Annotated in this window: 19 protein-coding genes, 1 tRNA gene and 1 other RNA gene; 7 read left to right on the top strand and 14 right to left on the bottom strand. The window is 72.8% G+C overall.

The features are described from left to right. Positions 1–11: 11 nt before the first annotated feature. The 4 genes from JOF36_RS31640 to JOF36_RS31655 form a co-directional block, all read right to left on the bottom strand. Positions 12–572, bottom strand: coding sequence for a hypothetical protein (locus JOF36_RS31640; RefSeq protein ID WP_210034170.1), 561 nt, complete (start codon positions 570–572; stop codon positions 12–14). Positions 573–906: 334 nt separating this feature from the next. Next, the gene (locus JOF36_RS31645) at positions 907–3,063 is read right to left on the bottom strand and encodes an AAA family ATPase (RefSeq protein WP_210034172.1); all 2,157 of its coding nucleotides are present in this window, start codon (positions 3,061–3,063) and stop codon (positions 907–909) included. Next, positions 3,060–3,251 (bottom strand): hypothetical protein, encoded by a 192-nt coding sequence (locus tag JOF36_RS41130; RefSeq protein ID WP_210034174.1) that lies wholly within the window; start codon positions 3,249–3,251, stop codon positions 3,060–3,062. The genes JOF36_RS31645 and JOF36_RS41130 overlap by 4 nt, the downstream gene beginning before the upstream one ends. A 73-nt stretch (positions 3,252–3,324) precedes the next feature. Next, positions 3,325–3,606, bottom strand: coding sequence for a DNA-binding protein (locus JOF36_RS31655; RefSeq protein WP_307862687.1), 282 nt, complete (start codon positions 3,604–3,606; stop codon positions 3,325–3,327). Positions 3,607–3,662: 56 nt separating this feature from the next. Between JOF36_RS31655 and JOF36_RS31660 the strand changes: the two genes are divergently transcribed. The 3 genes from JOF36_RS31660 to JOF36_RS31670 are packed head-to-tail and all read left to right on the top strand — an operon-like array spanning position 3,663 to position 5,764. Further along, entirely contained in the window at positions 3,663–4,310 is a 648-nt protein-coding gene (locus JOF36_RS31660; RefSeq protein ID WP_210034176.1) for a helix-turn-helix domain-containing protein, read from the top strand. Beyond that, positions 4,303–5,466, top strand: a complete 1,164-nt coding sequence (locus JOF36_RS31665) for a site-specific integrase (protein WP_210034177.1) — start codon at positions 4,303–4,305, stop codon at positions 5,464–5,466. The genes JOF36_RS31660 and JOF36_RS31665 overlap by 8 nt, the downstream gene beginning before the upstream one ends. Positions 5,467–5,521: 55 nt before the next feature. Further along, the gene (locus JOF36_RS31670) at positions 5,522–5,764 is read left to right on the top strand and encodes a hypothetical protein (protein ID WP_210034178.1); all 243 of its coding nucleotides are present in this window, start codon (positions 5,522–5,524) and stop codon (positions 5,762–5,764) included. Positions 5,765–5,867: 103 nt separating this feature from the next. Here the strand turns inward: JOF36_RS31670 and JOF36_RS31675 are convergent. The 3 genes from JOF36_RS31675 to JOF36_RS31685 all read right to left on the bottom strand — a co-directional run bounded on the left by JOF36_RS31675 (position 5,868) and on the right by JOF36_RS31685 (position 7,741). After that, positions 5,868–5,940, bottom strand: a tRNA-Ala gene (locus JOF36_RS31675). A gap of 92 nt (positions 5,941–6,032) precedes the next feature. After that, positions 6,033–6,881 (bottom strand): TrmB family transcriptional regulator, encoded by an 849-nt coding sequence (locus JOF36_RS31680; RefSeq protein WP_210034179.1) that lies wholly within the window; start codon positions 6,879–6,881, stop codon positions 6,033–6,035. Positions 6,882–7,012: 131 nt separating this feature from the next. Further along, positions 7,013–7,741, bottom strand: a complete 729-nt coding sequence (locus tag JOF36_RS31685; protein WP_307862688.1) for a FadR/GntR family transcriptional regulator — start codon at positions 7,739–7,741, stop codon at positions 7,013–7,015. A gap of 162 nt (positions 7,742–7,903) precedes the next feature. On the opposite strand from JOF36_RS31685, the gene JOF36_RS31690 reads away from it, so the two are divergent. Next, the gene (locus JOF36_RS31690) at positions 7,904–8,440 is read left to right on the top strand and encodes a gluconokinase (RefSeq protein WP_210034180.1); all 537 of its coding nucleotides are present in this window, start codon (positions 7,904–7,906) and stop codon (positions 8,438–8,440) included. Positions 8,441–8,514: 74 nt separating this feature from the next. Next, positions 8,515–9,873, top strand: a complete 1,359-nt coding sequence (locus JOF36_RS31695; RefSeq protein ID WP_245352936.1) for a GntT/GntP/DsdX family permease — start codon at positions 8,515–8,517, stop codon at positions 9,871–9,873. A 14-nt stretch (positions 9,874–9,887) separates the two neighbouring features. Here the strand turns inward: JOF36_RS31695 and yczR are convergent, their stop codons facing one another. Then, positions 9,888–11,330 (bottom strand): MocR-like transcription factor YczR, encoded by a 1,443-nt coding sequence (yczR, locus tag JOF36_RS31700; protein ID WP_210034181.1) that lies wholly within the window; start codon positions 11,328–11,330, stop codon positions 9,888–9,890. 67 nt (positions 11,331–11,397) lie between these two features. Between yczR and yczE the strand changes: the two genes are divergently transcribed. Then, positions 11,398–12,030: a membrane protein YczE gene (yczE, locus tag JOF36_RS31705; RefSeq protein WP_210034182.1), complete on the top strand. Its 633-nt coding sequence runs from the start codon at positions 11,398–11,400 to the stop codon at positions 12,028–12,030. On the opposite strand, the gene JOF36_RS31710 is transcribed toward yczE, so the two are convergent. Both JOF36_RS31710 and JOF36_RS31715 read right to left on the bottom strand, forming a co-directional pair. Next, complete coding sequence (locus JOF36_RS31710; RefSeq protein WP_210034184.1) at positions 12,020–12,760, bottom strand: DsbA family protein; 741 nt, start codon at positions 12,758–12,760, stop codon at positions 12,020–12,022. The two genes, yczE and JOF36_RS31710, sit on opposite strands and share 11 nt — an antisense overlap. Then, positions 12,760–13,278 carry a DoxX family protein gene (locus tag JOF36_RS31715; protein WP_210034187.1) on the bottom strand — a complete coding sequence of 173 codons (519 nt, stop codon included), beginning with the start codon at positions 13,276–13,278 and terminating at the stop codon, positions 12,760–12,762. Before JOF36_RS31715 ends, JOF36_RS31710 begins: the two co-directional genes overlap by 1 nt. A gap of 147 nt (positions 13,279–13,425) precedes the next feature. Here JOF36_RS31715 and JOF36_RS31720 point away from each other — a divergent pair, with 147 nt between their 5' ends. Further along, entirely contained in the window at positions 13,426–14,154 is a 729-nt protein-coding gene (locus JOF36_RS31720) for a VIT1/CCC1 transporter family protein (protein ID WP_210034190.1), read from the top strand. 6 nt (positions 14,155–14,160) lie between these two features. On the opposite strand, the gene JOF36_RS31725 is transcribed toward JOF36_RS31720, so the two are convergent. From JOF36_RS31725 to JOF36_RS31740, 4 genes are all read right to left on the bottom strand, one after another. After that, on the bottom strand, positions 14,161–14,352 hold the full coding sequence (locus JOF36_RS31725) for a ferredoxin (RefSeq protein ID WP_210034192.1): 192 nt from the start codon (positions 14,350–14,352) through the stop codon (positions 14,161–14,163). Between the two features lie 77 nt (positions 14,353–14,429). Next, positions 14,430–14,814, bottom strand: a transfer-messenger RNA (tmRNA) gene (ssrA, locus tag JOF36_RS31730). Between the two features lie 100 nt (positions 14,815–14,914). Continuing rightward, complete coding sequence (locus JOF36_RS31735; RefSeq protein ID WP_307862689.1) at positions 14,915–16,156, bottom strand: saccharopine dehydrogenase family protein; 1,242 nt, start codon at positions 16,154–16,156, stop codon at positions 14,915–14,917. Between the two features lie 111 nt (positions 16,157–16,267). Further along, a complete protein-coding gene (locus tag JOF36_RS31740) occupies positions 16,268–17,194 on the bottom strand; it encodes an amidohydrolase family protein (protein WP_372447428.1) in 927 nt (308 codons plus the stop codon). Positions 17,195–17,201 lie beyond the last annotated feature (7 nt).

Here is a 17,201-nt window from a genome sequence, read left to right on the forward strand (position 1 = left end):
CTCGGTGGCGTTCACGCGGCGGCCTCGAGCTCGGCGTCGGCGGACGGGCGGCAGTCGGTGCAGGCGCCCCACGAGAAGGCGAGGGGTCCGTAGGTCACCGCCCCCGGCACGATGCCGTCGTGGTCGGTGCCGGCGGTGATGCGGCCGCACCGGTCGCAGGTGCGGTCGGCGTCGCTACCGGGGCGGAGCAGGTGGAGGCCGGCGCAGGTCATGCAGGTGACGAGGTCCGGTCGCCACGCGGTGCTGTAGACGAGCTGCGGCCGGCGCGGGTTCGGATCGTGCAGGCACGTGTCGGCGTAGCCGAGGGTCCAGCGGACGAACGTGGTGAGCAGCGGCAGTCGGATCCATGCCGGGATGGCACCGGGGCGGGCGGTGGACCGGGTGCCGCCGAGGGCGGGGGCGAGCCGGTCGAGGAACGCCTCGGCGTCGCGGGCGGCGGCGTCGGCCTGGTCGTCGTGCGCGGTGCGGGTTCGGTGGGCCTCGGCGAGGGCGGCGGCGAGGAGGTCGTCGTCGGCGAGCAGCTCGTCGAGGGCGAGGACGGTGCGCCCGATGTGGGCGTCGGTGGTGGTCATGGGAGGTCACCTCGGCGGTGGGTGGGGAGCGTCTGGGGAGCGACGGCCGGGGTGCTGGGTGGATCGCGGCCGGGGTTGTTCCTCGCCGGTTCTGAGCCCTCGTTTTGCCCATGGACCACTGCGCGGACGACCGGGCGGACAAGGGGACGACTCCATAGTCGTCGTCCCCCACTTGTCCCCCCACCTGTAAATGATCTTGTCCACACTTGTCCCGACTCGTCCGTGCAGGTCAGAGACTTGTCCGCGACTCGTCCGCACTTGTCCACCGACTCGTCCCGGGAGTCGTCCGGCGGGGGCGGCGGACAAGCCGATGGACGAGTGCCCGTAGCCGGTCTCATGCCGCCCCGTGGAGGTGCTGATCGGACAGGGCGAACCGGCCCTTGCTGACGTTGGCGATCACCTGGGCGTCGTCGCGCAGCATCCGCAGGCCGCGGTCGACGCTGCTGTCGCTGTAGTCGCGGCCGGGGGCGGCGTTGACGGCGCGGATCAGGGCACCGCGGGTGCTGCCCTCCTCGCGGTCGCCGATGAATGCGAGGACGCGGTACACGTCGCGGGCGGCGTCACTGCCGCGGCCGGTGAGCCGCGCGACCTGCTCCGGAACGCTGTCCGTGGCGAGGTCGGTCCACCAGTCCCCGCCGCGGTCGCCGAGCAGCGCCTCTGCCCCGGCCACGGCGCCGATGATGGCGACGGCGGCCGGCACTCCGTCCTCGTCGACGATCTCGGGGACGCGGGCGAGGCGGATGGGCCAGGTCTCGCCGTCGGGTGCGTCCTTGAACTTGGCGACGCGCAATGTGCGCTGCTGGTCGGCGTCGCGGTTCCCGTTCGGGAGGTCGATCATCAGGACGTAGTCGGCGTTGGCGCGTTTGGCGCCGGCGCCGCCGAGGTCGGCGAGGCCTTGGGCGGACTTGTTCGTGTGGTCGATCAACAGGGAACCGATGCCGTGCTCGTCGCGGACCTCGATGAGGCGGCGCATGACGATCCCGACGGCGGTGTTGTCGTTCTCCTCGACACCGACGGTGGTCTGCCGCCAGGTGTCGACGACGATGAACCCGATGCGGTTGGCGAGGGCGAATCGGATCATGCGTTCGGTGTCGGCGGGCGAGCCGAGGTCGAACGCCCGCGGGTAGAGCGCGACGCCGCGGGTGGCGGTGATGTCGAGCCGGCGACGCACGGCGCGCAGGCGCAGGCCGACCCCGCTCGACCCCTCGGCGGCTACGTACAGCACCTTGAGCTGCTCGCGGGGAGTGAGGCCTGCCCCTTCGAGCGCGGGGACGCCGTAGGCGATGCTGGCAGTGATCCCGACGCCGACGAAGCTCTTGTAGGACCCGGAGGGTCCGCCGAGCCATCCGACGGCGCAGGCCGGAATCAGGCGGGTGACGAGCATGCGGGGCGGCGGCAGGGTTTCGAGCGCGTCGTCCCACACGACGACGTCCTCGACAGCCGGGGCGTTGGCGAGCCGTTCGGCGTCGAGCTGCTGACGGGCCTGTTCCTTGATGCGCAGTCGTTCGGTCTCGAGGTCGACCTGAATCTGTCGGGCCCGCTCGCGAACCCCCGCGGTGGGGTCCTCGGCTGGTGGTGTGGTCTCGTCGGAGATGCCTGGTGTTCCGGGGCGCCACTCTTGCGCGACGGCCCATCCGACGATGGATTCGAACTCGTTCTCGGCCTGGGGGCGAGTGATGGCGCGTCCGTCGCGGCCGGTCTCGGTCAGTGCGGCGACGAACTCGTCGGCGAGGCGGCGGAGCCCGGTGCGGGCAGGGAAGCGGCCCTCCATGGCCTCACGGACGACCCAGCATGCGGCGCCGGTGGCGGCGACGTGACGGGAGGCGCCGGCGTCGACCTCGGCGTTGAATCCGGCGATGATGGCGTCGAGGCTCTTGGCGCTGAGGTTGAGCTTGTGTTCGGCGACGAACCGCTCGATCTCAGCGTCGCCGACGGCGGACGCGGTGTCTCCTACGTCGGGGAGCAGGTCGGACACGTTGCGGGGCAGCTCGGGGACTTCCTCGGTCTGCCGCCACACGCGGCCGGGGCCGCCGACGAGGATGATGCCGTTGTCGCCGCGCCACTCGCCCCACTCCCGCCCGGTCTCCCCGGCGCGGTTGCCGATGCGACGACCGGGGGGCTGCGCGAACAGGTAGTGACCACGGCGGGGCTGCTCTTCGCGGGTCGACTGAAACGGCGGTTTGAGGGCGGCGACGGCTGTGGCCAGCTCGGGGGTGACCTTGTCGGGGTCATCGACGTCGGCAACGATGAGCCCGGACCGGCCGCAGTGGATGGCGACGCGGTGGTCGGTGTTGGCGAACCAGTCCCGGATCTGCTCGGGGTCGCGGCTGGACTTCGCCGGCCACCCCGTACCGAGCACCGACCCGGCGTGCTTGGCATCGCCGGTGTTGCGAGTGGGCAGGACGTAGAACCCTGCCTCGGCGAGGGCGCGGGCGATGGTGAAGCTGTCGGCGTCCTCGTCGATGAGCGGGACGAACAGGGGCTTGTTCACGGCGCGGCCTGCTCGCTGCCGGTGTCGGCGGTGGTGAGCCGGTGCAAGGCTGCGGCGGCGTCGCGGAGGCTCGGGCCGTGCCCGGGGCAGGTGCACCCGGAGTTGGGCTCGTCGGTGACGGGGCGCCCGCAGACCCGCCATGTGTTGATCGGCCTGGCGGGGCCGGTGGTGTCGCGGGGGGCGTTCACGTATGCTCTCCGGTGCTGGTCAGGTAGCTAGTTCGGCGACGGCCGGGGTGTGCCGCCCCGGCCGTTTCGCATGTCATGGGGTCTCGAGCGACGCGACGATCGAGGCGGTGACGACGCGCAGCCGACCGCCCGCCTTGATCACCCGGGCGGGGAACTGCCCCGCGGCGACGAGCTCGTATCCGTGCGACGGACTGAAGCCGTAGGCGCCCAGTGAGGCGCGGGGGACGCTGACGGTTGCGCCCCAGTTCTTGATCTCGTCGAGGGTGGCCGTGTCCTCTTCCCGTCGAGCCGGTGCGCTCATATCGCCGTCCATCCTCATCAAATCGACATGCTCAGTACGCAGAATGATGCGCACCACGGACTGTACGGGTCGTGTGGACGGTACGCAAACCGGCGAGGTACCGTGTCGATATGATTGATTCGGACGACGTCACGGCCGCCTGGCCGTTGAGCGAGATCACCGCCGCGCAGATCAACCGGCTCCGCCGCCGCGCCGGCATGAGCAGGGACCAACTCGCCGCCCGATGCCGCGACCTGGGCGCACCCGAACAGATGACCGCTGCGGCTATCGCGAACATCGAGACCGGCCGCAGGAATCCGACGACCGGGCGCCGGCGCCGCGACGTCACCATCGACGAGCTCGGCATATTCGCCGCGGCGCTCGGCGTGCCGCCGGTGCTGCTCGCCATCCCCGTCGGCCTGCGGGAGCTTGTCGAGATCCTGCCCGGGCGGGTCGTGTCGGCGTGGGACGCGGCGCAGTGGTTCACCGGTGAGGAACCCTTGCCCACCCACAACGATGCGGGCGAGCGGTTCGTGACCTCGGACGCGTTCCGGGCATGGGAGACGGGCGGGGCGCCCCTCGACTTCTACCGCCGACAGGACGAGCTGCTCGACGACTGGCGCAGTGCAGACGCGGCCGCACGGCCCGACCTCGAGCAGCGGCTCGCCGAGCTGCGCCGGTCGATGCGCCGGGCCGGCGTCCGTACCGGCGCCCTGCCCGGGCAGCTCACTGCCAATCTGGCCCATGTGGACAGCGACGAGGAGAGCGGCAATGGCTGATCGCAGGGTCCGACGGATCACCGTCGGCGACCGCACCCGGTACCGGTTCGTGGTTGACGTCGGGCGCGACCCGGCCACCGGCAAGCGCAAGCAGATCACTCGCACTTTCGACAGGCAGGGCGACGCCGACAAGGACTTGACCCGCATCCTCGCCGAGGTCAACCGGGGCACCTACGCGCACCGGTCGAAACTCACCGTCGACGAGTACCTCGGCGAATGGCTGCGATCCGCCAGCCGTGGGAAGGAGGCGGCGACCATCCGGAACTACGCCGACGCCCTCCGGCCCGCGCGGGAACGGCTCGGCGCGGTCGAGCTGCAGAAGCTCACCACGCGGCACGTAGAGGACCTGGTCGACTGGATGTCGACGGAGGGCCGGCGTCGGGGTGGGAAGCCTGGCACCGGGCTCGGGCCCCGGTCGGTGCAGCTCACCCTGTCTCGGCTGCGGTCGGCGCTCGACGCGGCGGTGATGCACCGCATGCTCGACTTCAACGTCGCCGCCCCGGTGAAGCCGCCGGCGGCGACCAAGGTGAAGCGGGTGCCGTGGTCCGCGGCCGAGGTGCGGCACTTCCTCGGTTCCCTTGATGGGAAGCGACTGCACGCCGTCCTGCTGCTGTCCCTGTTGGGGCTGCGTCCGGCGGAGGTGTGCGGGCTGCGGTGGTCCGACGTGGACCTCGACGCGGGCACGTTGGACGTGGCGAACACCCGCACGTTGGTCGCGGGCGACCGGGGCCAGGTGGTGGTCGAGAAGGGTCCGAAGTCGAGCGCGGGAGAGCGGTCACTGCCGCTGCCGGCGTCGGTGACGGCGGCCCTGCGGCGACTGAAGACGTTGCAGACCGAGGAGCGCCTCGCGGCCGGAGGGGAGGCGTACACCATGACCGGGTACGTGCTCGTCGACGAGCTGGGCGCACCGCAGCGCACCGACTGGTTGCGGCGCCGGGCGTACGAAGCGATGGCGGAGGCGGGAGTGCGGAAGGTCCGGCTGTACGACGCCCGGCACGCCTGCCTGACCTACCTCGCGACGAACGGAGTGCCGGACGTGATCGTGTCGGCGTGGGCCGGCCACTCGGACCTGTCGCTAGCGAAGCGGGTGTACGTGCACCCGTCGGCGAAGGACCTTGAACAGGGGCGCGACAAGCTCACTGAACTGCTCGGATGACGGCAGCATGCCTCCGGGCTTGTCTTCGCGCATTGCTTCCGGTACGTTTCTCAGCATGGCAACCAGCACGGAGAAGGTTCGCGAGAACCGGCTCAGACGGGCCGCTGAGCGGCAGGGGCGACTGCTCGTCAAGTCACGACGCCGGGACGAGCGAGCCCTCGACTTCGGACTGTTCGTCCTCGTCGACGACACGGCCGGCAACCGGACCGGGCAGCACGGTGGACAGGCCGCAGTCTCGGCGTTCGCGGACGGTGAGGGCATGACCCTCGACGAGGTCGAGCAAGCGCTGCTCGGCTGACCACGACAACTACATGTGAGATTTCGTGAGAGCACCGGCCCCGGAAATGCAGTCAGGGCCTCTCTCACCGAAGTGATCAAGGCCCTGACCTGGCGCTATTGGGTGGAGCTGAGGGGACTCGAACCCCTGACCCCTTGACTGCCAGTCAAGTGCGCTACCAGCTGCGCCACAGCCCCTTGCGACATGAAGAACAGTACACGGCCCGGATCCCGCCCCGGGAAGGGGGGCCCTCCCCTCGACCACGTCGGCCCGGCCGGCCGAAACCCGCTCAGCCGGTCCGCTCCCCGTTCTCCCCACCGGAGTACGGCTCCGGCATCTCCCGGAGCCATTCGATGCCCGGGTCCCGGGCCCAGAACTCGGCGAAGCCGTCGTCGGCGAACCGCTCGGCGACCAGGTGCAGCGCGATGTCGTGGCGCACGTAGTCGACGGCGAGCAGCACGGCGGCGGGGTCGTCGGTGTACAGGCCCCAGGTCTGGTCGGCGGTGAGCCCGCCGATCACCGCCTGGGCGCGGTCGGCGACGACGACCAGCAGCCGTCGTCCCAGGTTGGCCTCGACGACCTCGGGGCTGGAGTAGCGGTGCTCGGTCGTCCGGCCGACCTGGTCGTCATCCCGGCCGAAGACGACCGTGGAGACCACGGCCCCGTACTCCTCGGCCCGGCGCAGCGCTGGTTTCAGCTCGTCGAGGTCCTCCGGCCAGCCCGAGACGAACAGCTCGCGCCGGGACGCGGCGATGACGTCCTCGGCGCGCTCGAGCAGGGTCCGGCGCTCGGCCAGCGAGTGCACCAGCCGCACCTGTGTCGGGGACGCCAGCCGGGGCATCTCGTCCTCCAGGACGCCCACCGTGCGGTCGAAGTCCCGGCGCATCCGGTCGAGCAACGACGACGGCGGCAGCGGGACGTAGCCGACCCCGTCGTCGGCCCGCACCTCGTAGGCGGCCCCGCGCCCCACCAACTTGCCGAGGGTCTCGTAGACGGTGCTCCGCGGGACGCCGGAGCGTTTGGCGACCTCATAGCCGTTCACCGCCTCGCCTGCGATGACGAGGGCGACGTAGGCCTTGGCCTCGTAGCCGGACATACCGAGACGCTGCAGCTCTCCGGTCACGCGCAGCACGGACATTGCGAGATCTTCTCACCCGTTCGGCGCCTTCGTGCGACCGCACGGCGTACCCGCAATCCCGGCGGTCGACTCCATCGGCCCGACCGGAGATCAACAGTGGACGACCGGGCGCTGTGCCCGGCTCCGGTGGATCACCCCGATCGGGGTTCCGGGGGGTCACCGGTGACCTCCCGCACCGCCGTGGCGGCCTCGGTCAGGATCGCCCGCATCGCGGCATCGGCCGCGGCGGCGTCCCCGGACCGGACGGCGTCGGCGACGTCGCCGTGCAGCCGGATCGCCACGGGCTCGGGCCGGGCCGGCATGAGGTCGTGCCGGGTCCGGCCGGCGAGCACCTCGGCGACCACACCGTCCATCGCCGCGAGCATCTCGTTGCCGGACGCCGCGAGCAACGTCCGGTGGAACCGCACGTCGGCCTCGAGGTAGGCCGCCAGGTCACCGGCGCGACCGTGCACGGTCATGTCCATCACCGCGCCCACCAGCTCCCCGCACTGCTCCGGCGTCGCCCGGGACGCGGCCAGCATCGCGGCGACCGGTTCCACGCCCTGGCGCAGCTCGGACAGCGACCGCAGCTGGTCGTCGCGGTCCGGCCCGTCGAGCCGCCAGCGGATCACCTGCGGGTCGTGCACGTTCCAGCGCTCCCGGGGCGCGACCGTCGTCCCGACCCGGCGACGGCTCTGGACCAGCCCCATCGACTCGAGCACCCGGACGGCCTCGCGGACCACGGTCCTGGACACCCCGTAGCGCTCGACCAGCTCGTCGGCCCGCAGCACCGCCCCGGGCGCGAGCTCACCACCCGCGACCTGCGTGCCGATCCGGTCGAGCAGATCCGCGTGCAGGCCGGCGCCACCGGTTCCGATCACCCGCCGATCCTCGCACCTTTCCCACAGATCGCACCGACTACACATACCTGTATCGATCCACGCTTGAATAAGTAGTACTTGTGTTGCACGCTCTTCCGTGCGAACCGGGGTACTCCCGGGTCACGTGCCGGAGCAGCCACCCCACGAGGAGCCGATGCAGCGATGCAGCAGCAGTGCTCACCACCCGTCCCGCCCCTGGTCGTCGTGATGGGGGTGTCCGGCTCCGGGAAGTCGACCGTCGGCGCGGCACTCGCCACCCACCTCGGTGTCGCGTTCGTCGATGCCGACGACCTGCACCCCGCGGCCAACGTCGCCAAGATGCGCAGCGGGACACCGCTGACCGACGCCGACCGGGGCCCCTGGCTCGACGCCGTCGGCGCCGAGCTGGCCGGGCACTCGTCCACCGGCCTGGTGGTCGCCTGCTCGGCGCTGCGCCGGGTCTACCGCGACCGGTTGCGCCACCACGCCCCGCGCACCGTCTTCCTGCACCTGAGCGGCGACCGCGACGTCCTCGCCGGACGGATGACCGGCCGCGAGGGCCACTACATGCCCCCCACGCTGCTCGACTCGCAGCTCGCCACCCTCGAACCACTCGACGCCGGCGAGACCGGGGCGAGCCTGGACCTCGACCGCTCGGTCACCGAGCTGGTCGCGGCGGGCGCCGCGGTCGTGTCGGGAACGGAGGCCACCCCCCAGTGATCACCCTGTCGGCTCTCCCCGGGCTCCTCGCCGCCGCCGAGCAGGCCGAGCCGGTCGCCTCCGCCGGGCGGCTCCTGACCGCCGCGCTCGTCGGCATCGTCGCACTCGTCCTGCTGATCACGCAGTTCTCGCTGCACCCGTTCCTGGCGCTGACGATCGGGTCACTGCTGGTCGCGGGCATCGCCGGGATGCCGATGGGCGACGCCGTCGAGGCGTACTCCGACGGCTTCGGCTCCACCGCCGCCGAGGTCGGCACGCTGATCGCGCTCGGTGCGATGTTCGGCAAGCTGCTCGCCGACTCCGGCGGCGCGGACCGCCTGGTCGACACGATCGTCTCCCGGTCCGGCCCGCGCACGCTGCCCTGGGCGATGGCCGCCGTCGGGGCCCTGATCGGCCTGCCGATGTTCTTCGAGATCGGCCTGGTCATCCTGATGCCGGTGATCTTCCTGGTCGCCCGGCGCGCGCAGACGTCGCTGATCGCGGTCGGCATCCCGGCCCTGGCCGGGCTGTCCGCGATGCACGGCCTGGTGCCGCCGCACCCCGGCCCGCTGGCCGCGATCGGCATCCTGGAGGCCGACCTCGGGATCACCCTGCTGCTGGGCGTGGTGGTCGCGATCCCGGTGGTCGTGCTGTCCGGGCCGCTGTTCGCCAAGCTCGCCGCGCGCTGGGTGGACGTCACGCCGCCCGCGCTGTTCGACACGGCCGTGACCACGGGCGCGGGTACCGGACCCGCGAGCGGAGACGCGCCCGCCGAGGAACCCGCCCGCCGCCCCGGGTTCGCGACGACGCTGCTGACCGTGCTCCTGCCGGTCGTGCTGATGATGGGCAAGGCCGTCGGCGACATCGCCTTCCCCGAGGACAACCCGGTCCGCGCCGTCCTCGACTTCGCGGGCACCCCGCTGATCGCGCTGCTGCTCTCGGTGCTGGTCGCGATGTTCACCCTGGGCGCAGGCTCCGGGATGACCCGCACGGAGATCACCGGGTCGCTCGAACGGTCGCTGCCCGCGATCGCCGGCATCGTGCTCATCGTCGCCGCGGGCGGTGGGTTCAAGCAGACGCTGGTCGACACCGGGATCGGCGCGATGATCGCCGGCTGGGCGACCGGGGCGGGCATCTCCGCGCTGCTGCTCGGCTGGCTGGTCGCGGTCGCGATCCGACTGGCGACGGGATCGGCGACCGTGGCGACGGTGACCGCGGCCGGCATCCTGGTGCCGCTGCTGCCGACCCTGGACCCGCTCCAGACGTCGCTGCTGGTGCTCGCCATCGGCGCCGGGTCGCTGTTCTTCTCCCATGTCAACGACGCCGGGTTCTGGCTGGTCAAGGAGTACTTCGGGCTCACCGTCGGACAGAACGTGAAGACCTGGTCGATCATGGAGACGCTGATCTCGGTGTCCGGCCTGGTGATCGTGCTGGTGATCGACCTGATCCTGTAGCGGCCGGGTCAGGGTCAGACGACGAGGTCGGCGCGGGCCGGGTCCGCGGGCGGCGCGCACCCGGCCACGTCGTCCACCGCCCGGCGCAGCCGCCGGACCGCCTCGGTGAGCACCGGCTCGGGATGGATGAACGGGATCCGCAGCCGGTCGTCGAACGCGTGCCCCGCCCCGAACCGCGGGCCCGGCGCGAGACCGAGGCCGTGCCGCGGGCCCACCGCCGCCAGCGCCGTCGACAGGGGCGCGCCCATGTCGCACCACAGCGCCAGTCCGCCGTCCGGGACCCGGTAGCGCCACTGCGGCAGGACGGCCGTCAGCTCGGCGACGAGATGGTCGCGACGGGCGCGCAGCCGGCCGATCCGCTCCGCCCGGATCTCCTCGACGGCGTCCAGCACCTCTACGGCGATCAGCTGCTCCAGGACCGGTGGCGCGATCTGAGACCGGGCCAGCCGTCGCCGCAGCCGGGCCGCACGCTCCCGTCCGGCCCGGATCCAGCCCAGCCGCAGCCCACCCCAGGCGATCTTGCTGGCACCGCCGACGGTGACCACGTCGTCCTCCCGCAGGGCGTGCGCCGCACACGGCAGCGCGGCTCGCCCGCTCCGGCTCAGGTCCAGCTCCGCGAACGTCTCGTCGACCACGGCCACCGTCGCGTGCCGCGCCAGCCGATGCAGCAGCCGGGCGCGGGCGTCGTCGTCGAGGTGCCGGCCGGTCGGGTTCTGGAAGTCGGCCATCAGGTACGCCGCCCGGGCCGCCGTCTGGCGGGCCGCACGCGGCAGCGCGGTCTCGGCCGGGTCGTGCTCGACGGCGACCGGGACGGGGCGGGCACCGGCGTCGGCGAGCAGGTCCAGCGCCGACGGGTAGGTCGGATGCTCGACGAGCACCCGGTCCCCCGCCCCGGCCAGCTCACCGACGACGAGATGGATGGCGTGCAGCGCCCCACCCGTGACGACGATCTGGTCCGCGCCGGTCGGCGCCCCGCGCGCGGTGAACCGGGCGGCGATCCGTTCACGCAGGGCAGGCAGGCCGTCCGGGCCGTAGCCGTGCCCGGCGAGCTCGGCGTCGAGCCGGTCGGTGGCCCGGCGGACGAGCCGGGACATCACGTCCGGGGCCGCGGGCGCGGCGTGCGCCAGGTCGATCGTTCCGCCGCGGACCGGACCGGGTGCCCAGACGCCGTCCACCCGGCCGTGGCTGTCCGGGAGCAGGGCCCAGGTGCCTGCTCCGTGGCGGGCGCCGGCCCAGCCGCCCTCCCGCAGGTCGCGATAGGCGCGGGTGACCGTGACCCGGCTGACCTGCAGCTCCTCGGCGAGAGCGCGTTCGGCCGGCAGCCGGGTCCCCGCGGGGAGCCTGCCGTCGCCGACGAGCACCCGGATCGCGTCGGTCAGCGTGCGGTACGCCGGGCCGCGCCCGTCCCGGACGTCGCCGCACAGCTCCGCCAGCCGGGCCGCACCGATCCCGTCCATTTCCAGACCACTTCCGCCGGATTGGCCCGATGACGTCGGACCACTTCGTGGGGCAGCATGCCATTTCGTGACACTCTCCCGCGACGGGTCCCGCTGGTCGCTCGCCCGGACGTCCCGCCGCGGGCGGCGGCTGACCCAGCTGGTGCTGGGTCTGGTGGTCTACGCGATCTCGATGGCGATGATCATGCGGGCCGGGCTCGGCTCGATGCCGTGGGACGTGCTGCACCAGGGGCTCGCGGTGCACACCGGTCTGTCGATCGGGATGCTGACGGTGCTCACCGGGGTCGTCGTGCTACTGCTGTGGATCCCGCTGCGCGAGCGACCGGGGATCGGGACGGTCGCGAACGTCGTGGTCATCGGGCTGACGGTGGACCTCGCGCTGGCCGTCCTGCCGGAAGTCCAGGCCCTCGGTGGGCGGATCGGGCTCGCCGCCGCCGGCATCGTGCTCAACGCGGCGGCGACGGCGGCCTACATCGGCGTCGGCCTCGGGCCGGGCCCGCGGGACGGGCTCATGACCGGCCTGGCGGCCCGTACCGGGTGGTCGGTGCGCCTGGTACGGACCGCGATCGAGGTGCTGGTGGTGCTCACCGGCTGGCTGCTCGGCGGCGTCTTCGGGGTGATGACGGTGGCCTACGCGCTGGGCGTCGGACCGCTGATCCAGTGGTTCCTGCCGCGGCTGACCGTCCGGCTCACGAACTGATCGCGTTCGACAGCCAGCCCGAGTCGTTGATGTCGATCTTGGCGCCGTTGACGAGCACGGTCGGGGTGCCGAACCGGCCACCGGGTGCGACGGCGGGGTCCGCCGCGGCTCCGCCCGTCGCGTCGGCGATCGCCTGGGTGTCCGCCTGCCGTCCGACGCAGCCGCCGAAGTCCCCGGTCGCGCCCAGCTCGGTCCCCAGCGCCGTCAGCTCCTCCACGGTCCGGCCGGCCGCGCCCTGGCCGGGCTGGTCGCCGTAGAGCCGGTCGTGGTACGCCGGGAAGATGCCGGCGTCGGCGGCGCACAGCGCCGCGTTGCCGGCCCGGGTGGAGTAGCCGGGCGGGTTCGAGCGGTCGTCGAGGATCGAGATGTGGTGGTAGTTGACCTTCGCCTGGCCCTCGTTGAGTGCGGTGGTGACCTCGTCGCCGTAGACCTGCTCGAACTGCTTGCACGCCGGGCAGAGGTAGTCCTCGTAGATGTCGACGGTGACCGGGGCGGCCGGATCCCCCGCCGTGACGACGACGCCGTCGCGGGCGACCGCGTAGGCGGGCTCCGTCCCGGCGGCGTAGTTCTGCCAGGCCACGTAGACACCCGTGGCCAGCGCGGCGACCAGGACCACGCCCGCGATGGCCAGCCCACGCCTCCCGCCCCCGCTCGCCTTCGGCGGCTGGATCCCCGCCGCCTGGAGCCGGGCCTGTGCGGCCTGACGGCGATCCCGTTCGCTCCGTCCCATCACCACGTCCTCTCCGCGTCCGACGGCTGCCGCCGGACGTCGTCCTGTTCGACCGGCGCGTCCCAGATCCGGTCGACGGCCAGCAGCGTGCGCGGCCGCACCGACAGCCACAGCGCGAGCGCCAGGAAGCCGAGATCCCGCAGCAGCAGGAGCGGGTACTGCTCCTCGCCCGGCGGTACCGGTCCTCCGCCGCCGAAGCAGCCGCAGTCGATCGACAACCCGCGCGCCCACGCCTGGACCAGGCCGGCGACGAAGCCGGCCAGCAGCAGCACGCTCACCACGGCCACGAGCCGGGTGCCGACGCCGGCCAGCAGCAGTACGCCGAGCGCGATCTCCAGCAGCGGCAGCACCGCGGCGACCACCGTCACGAGCGCGTCCGGCAGGATCCGGTAGGCGTCCACGGCGACCGCTGCCTGGATCGGATCGGCGAGTTTCATCCCGCCGGAGACCAGCCAGACGGCTGCCAACGCGATCCGCACGGCGGTACCCAGGAGGTCCGGTAGGCGGGCGGGCGTCACGGTCCGAGAGCCTAGCGAGGACGACCGCGGCGCCGGTTCACACGGTCGGGGCGCTGATCAAGACCGCTCGCAGGGCATGCTCACCGCGGCCGAGCCCAGCCTGCGCTGGCTGGGTTCGCGCTGGTCGAGGTCCTATCGTCTCCCACCGTGGACGATCCCGGACTCGAGGCCGAGCTGGCCGCGCACCGCCACGACCATCGGCACCGCGACGTCTCCGGCGGCTGGCTCCGGGCGGCGACGTTCGGTGCGATGGACGGCCTCGTCACGACGATCGCGCTGGTCGCCGGGGTCGGCGGGGGCGGCGCGGACCGGGAGATGATCCTGCTGACCGGGCTGGCCGGCGTCGTCGCGGGGGCCTTCTCGATGGCGCTCGGCGAGTTCGCCTCGGTCGGCACCCAGAACGACGCCGTCGACGCCGAGGCCGCCGTCGAGCGGCGCGAGCTCGCCCGGCACCCGCGCGCCGAGCAGCACGAGCTGGCGCAGACCTTCCGGGACCTGGGCCTGTCCGCGCCGACCGCCGAGGCCGTCGCACGCGAGGTGCACGCCGACCCCGACCTGGCGCTGCGGGTGCACCTGAGCCAGGAGCTCGGCGTCAGCCTGGACGACCGGCCCTCGCCGTGGGTGGCCGCCGGTTCGTCGTTCGCGGCCTTCGTGGTGGGCGGGATCGTGCCGCTGGTGACGTTCCTGCTCGGGTACTCGTCGCTCGCGCTGGGCCTGGCGGTCGGCGGGATCGGGCTGCTCGTCGCGGGCGCCCTGACCTCCCGGTTCACCTCGCGGACATGGTGGGAGGCCGCCCTGCGCCAGCTCGTGTTCGGCGCGATCGCCGCCGGCGCGACCTACCTGGTCGGGACGCTGATCGGGGTCACAGTGGGCTAGCTGCGGCTAGTCCTGCACGGTGATGACCTGCGCCGGGCAGACGTGCTCGGCCTCCTTCACCGCGTCCCGGTCCGACTCGGCCGGACTGTCGACGAGCAGCTCGACGATGCCGTCGTCGTCCTGGTCGAACACCTCCGGGGCGGTCACGACGCACTGCCCGGCCCCGATGCACAGCTCTCTGTCCACGTTCACACGCACGTGCCCCAGCATGCCACCACGAGCGCCTCCGCACACGACGACGGCCCCGCCCCGGGGGTCCGGGACGGGGCCGTCGGTGGTGGAGGTGCCGGGAATCGAACCCGGGTCCTCCGTCGGTTCACGAGGGCTTCTCCGTGCGCAGTTCGCAGTGTCTCTACTCGGATCCACCGGTCACGCGAACAAGCCGGTGTGACGATCCCAGCCGCTGTGTGTTGTCCCCTGCGCTTCCGCGGCCGAACCGCAGGGTGAGTCCCCTAGATGATGCCGGGAACCGGAGCGGGGACGCCTCCGGCCCGACAGCCCCTACCTGTAAATCAGGCAGCGAGCGCGTAAGCGCTCTGCGGGGCGGTGCGACTGTTGTCGGCACTTATTTTTTTGCGACGCATGGTTAACGAGATCATCGTCGCCTTCCTCGGCACGCTTCACCTCGATCAACGATCGGAGTCGAAACCGTTCACCCCCTGGTCTCCGTCTGGTGTCCAGCCGGTCGCCGCCCGGACCACCCGGGCGGACACCCAGCATAACGCCCGACGCCGCCGGATTCATTCCGGTTCCCGGTGTGTCAGCCGGGCGAGACCTCGTAGGTGTGCCCGACCGCCCGCAACCGGTCCACGAGGACGTCGCCCATCGCCGTCGCCGGGGTCAGCGAGCCGGCGCGGTCGGGTAGCGCGGACCCGCCGAGCGCGAGCGCCAGCCCGCTCTCGCCCAGCATCACCGCGGTCGCGGCGTAGCCGGGATCGCCCGGCCCGGACACCCGCGCCCGGTAGCGGCGGCCCGATCCGCTCGTCGCGCGGACGTCCATCCGGAACCAGCCGTTCGCCCGGGTCCGCTCGGACGGTCCGGAGCCCGGCGCCGGGAGCACCCGGTCGAGCAGCGGCCGCAGCGGCGCCACCGCGAACGCGCCCACCAGGACACCGAGGCCGCCGGTGACCGCGACCGCCGCAGCGGCACCCGCGGGGCCCCGGCCGCACCCCTGCAGCTCGCCGTAGCGCAGGCCGCGCCCGTAGGCGTGCCCGAGCAACGCGTTGGACCGCCGCACGATCCGGGTGTTGTGGGAGGCCATCACGAACGGCGCCGTCCACACGCCGTCGTCGAGCCGGGCGGGCGGTCCCGCGTCGGACGGCTGCGCCGGCATCGGCTCGGCCGTGCGGTCCGGGCTCAGCGTGTGCGGGTCCGCGGCCAGCCGCCGGGCCGCCCTGTCGGCGCGGACGGTGTCGAGCTGGCCGCGCAGCGAGTCGATCGTCCCGCCGGAGACACCGCCACGCATGGTCGCGACCGTCCGGACCTCGGTGAGCCCGCCGGCGTCGTCGGCCTCGGCTGCGGTGTGCGCGAGCCACACCCCGAGATCGGACGGCACCGAGTCGTAGCCGCAGGAGTGCACGATCCGCGCGCCGGTCGACCGGGCGATGCCGTGACAGCGGTCGATCGCGTCCCGGACGAAGAGCACCTCGCCGGTCAGATCGGCGTAGTGCGTCCCGGCCCGGGCGCACGACTCGACGAGGTGCCGCCCGTACTTCGCGTACGGCCCGACCGTGGTCAGGACGACGCGGGCCGCGCGGGCGAGGCGGTCGGTCGCCGCCCGGTCGGTCGAGTCGGCGACGATCAGCGGCCAGTCGGCCGCCGCGGCGGGCAGCGCGGCACGGGTGGCGGCGAGCTTGGCCTCGGACCGCCCGGCCAGCGCGACCCGCACGCCGGGCGGGGCGTGCTCGGCGAGGTAGCGGGCGGTCAGCGCGCCGACGAAACCGGTCGCGCCGTAGACCGCGATGTCGACCGGGTCTGCGGCCGGGTCCTGCTGCGGGTTCACCACGGGTTCTCCTCGGGTCGGGGCCCTCGCCCACCCGCCGAGATGCGGACGAGGGCGAATTGTCGATCTCCGGACGACACCGGACCGCATCTCGGGTGGGGCAGCGGTGGGTCAGCCGGTGGGGTCCACACCGAGTACCCGGGCCGGGGCGTCGTACAGCACCGAGCGCAGGAAGTCGTGCCCGAGCCGTGGCTCGGCCGCCGCCCAGCCGTGGATCGCGGCGAGCTGCTCGGCGTACGGGTAGGGGATGTTCGGGAAGTCGGTGCCGAGCACGATCCGGCCCGGGAACTCCGCCAGCCGGGCCGGCCAGTCCTTCGGCAGCGGGGCGATCCGCTCGCTGAAGGCGGTGCCGACCATCGTCGTGTCCAGCACGACGCCGGGGAAGCGTTCCAGGAGCTCCAGCGCACCACGGAAGTCCGGCATCCCCGCGTGGGCGAGCACGATCCGCAGGCCGGGGTGCGCCTCGAGCACCTCGGTGAAGATCCCCAGCCCGGTGTGGTCACCGGGGATCGGCCCGTCCCCGCAGTGGACGACGGCCGGGACGCCCGTCTCGGCGAGCAGCCCCCAGGCATCGCGCAGCAGCGGGTCACGCGGGTCGAACGCGCCCACCTGGACGTGCACCTTCACCATCCGGGCGCCGGCGTCCACCGCTCGCCCGAGGTACTCGGTCACCGACGGCTCCGGGTAGAGCGTGGCGGTCCGCACGGCACGCGGGTGCGCGTCGGCGAACTCACCGGCCCAGCCGGTCAGCCACTCCCCCATCCCCGGTTTGTGCGGGTAGGTGAGCGGGGCGAAGCGCAGCACGCCGAGCTCCTCGAGCCGTGCGTAGCGCTCCTGCTCGGTCAGCTTGTACTGCACCGGCCACGCGAGGCCGTAGTGCGTCTCGGCCTCCTCGAAGTAGGCCCAGACCTTGTGCAGCATGCGTTCGGGCAGAAAGTGCACGTGCACGTCGACCAGGCCGGGCAGGCCGAGTTCGGCGGTCCAGCGGGGGACGTCGGCGTCGTCGCGGGGTGGCGCGGGGAGATCCACGGGCCCCACCCTAGGC

This window comes from Pseudonocardia parietis (assembly GCF_017876315.1).
Taxonomy (GTDB): Bacteria; Actinomycetota; Actinomycetes; order Mycobacteriales; family Pseudonocardiaceae; genus Pseudonocardia; species Pseudonocardia parietis.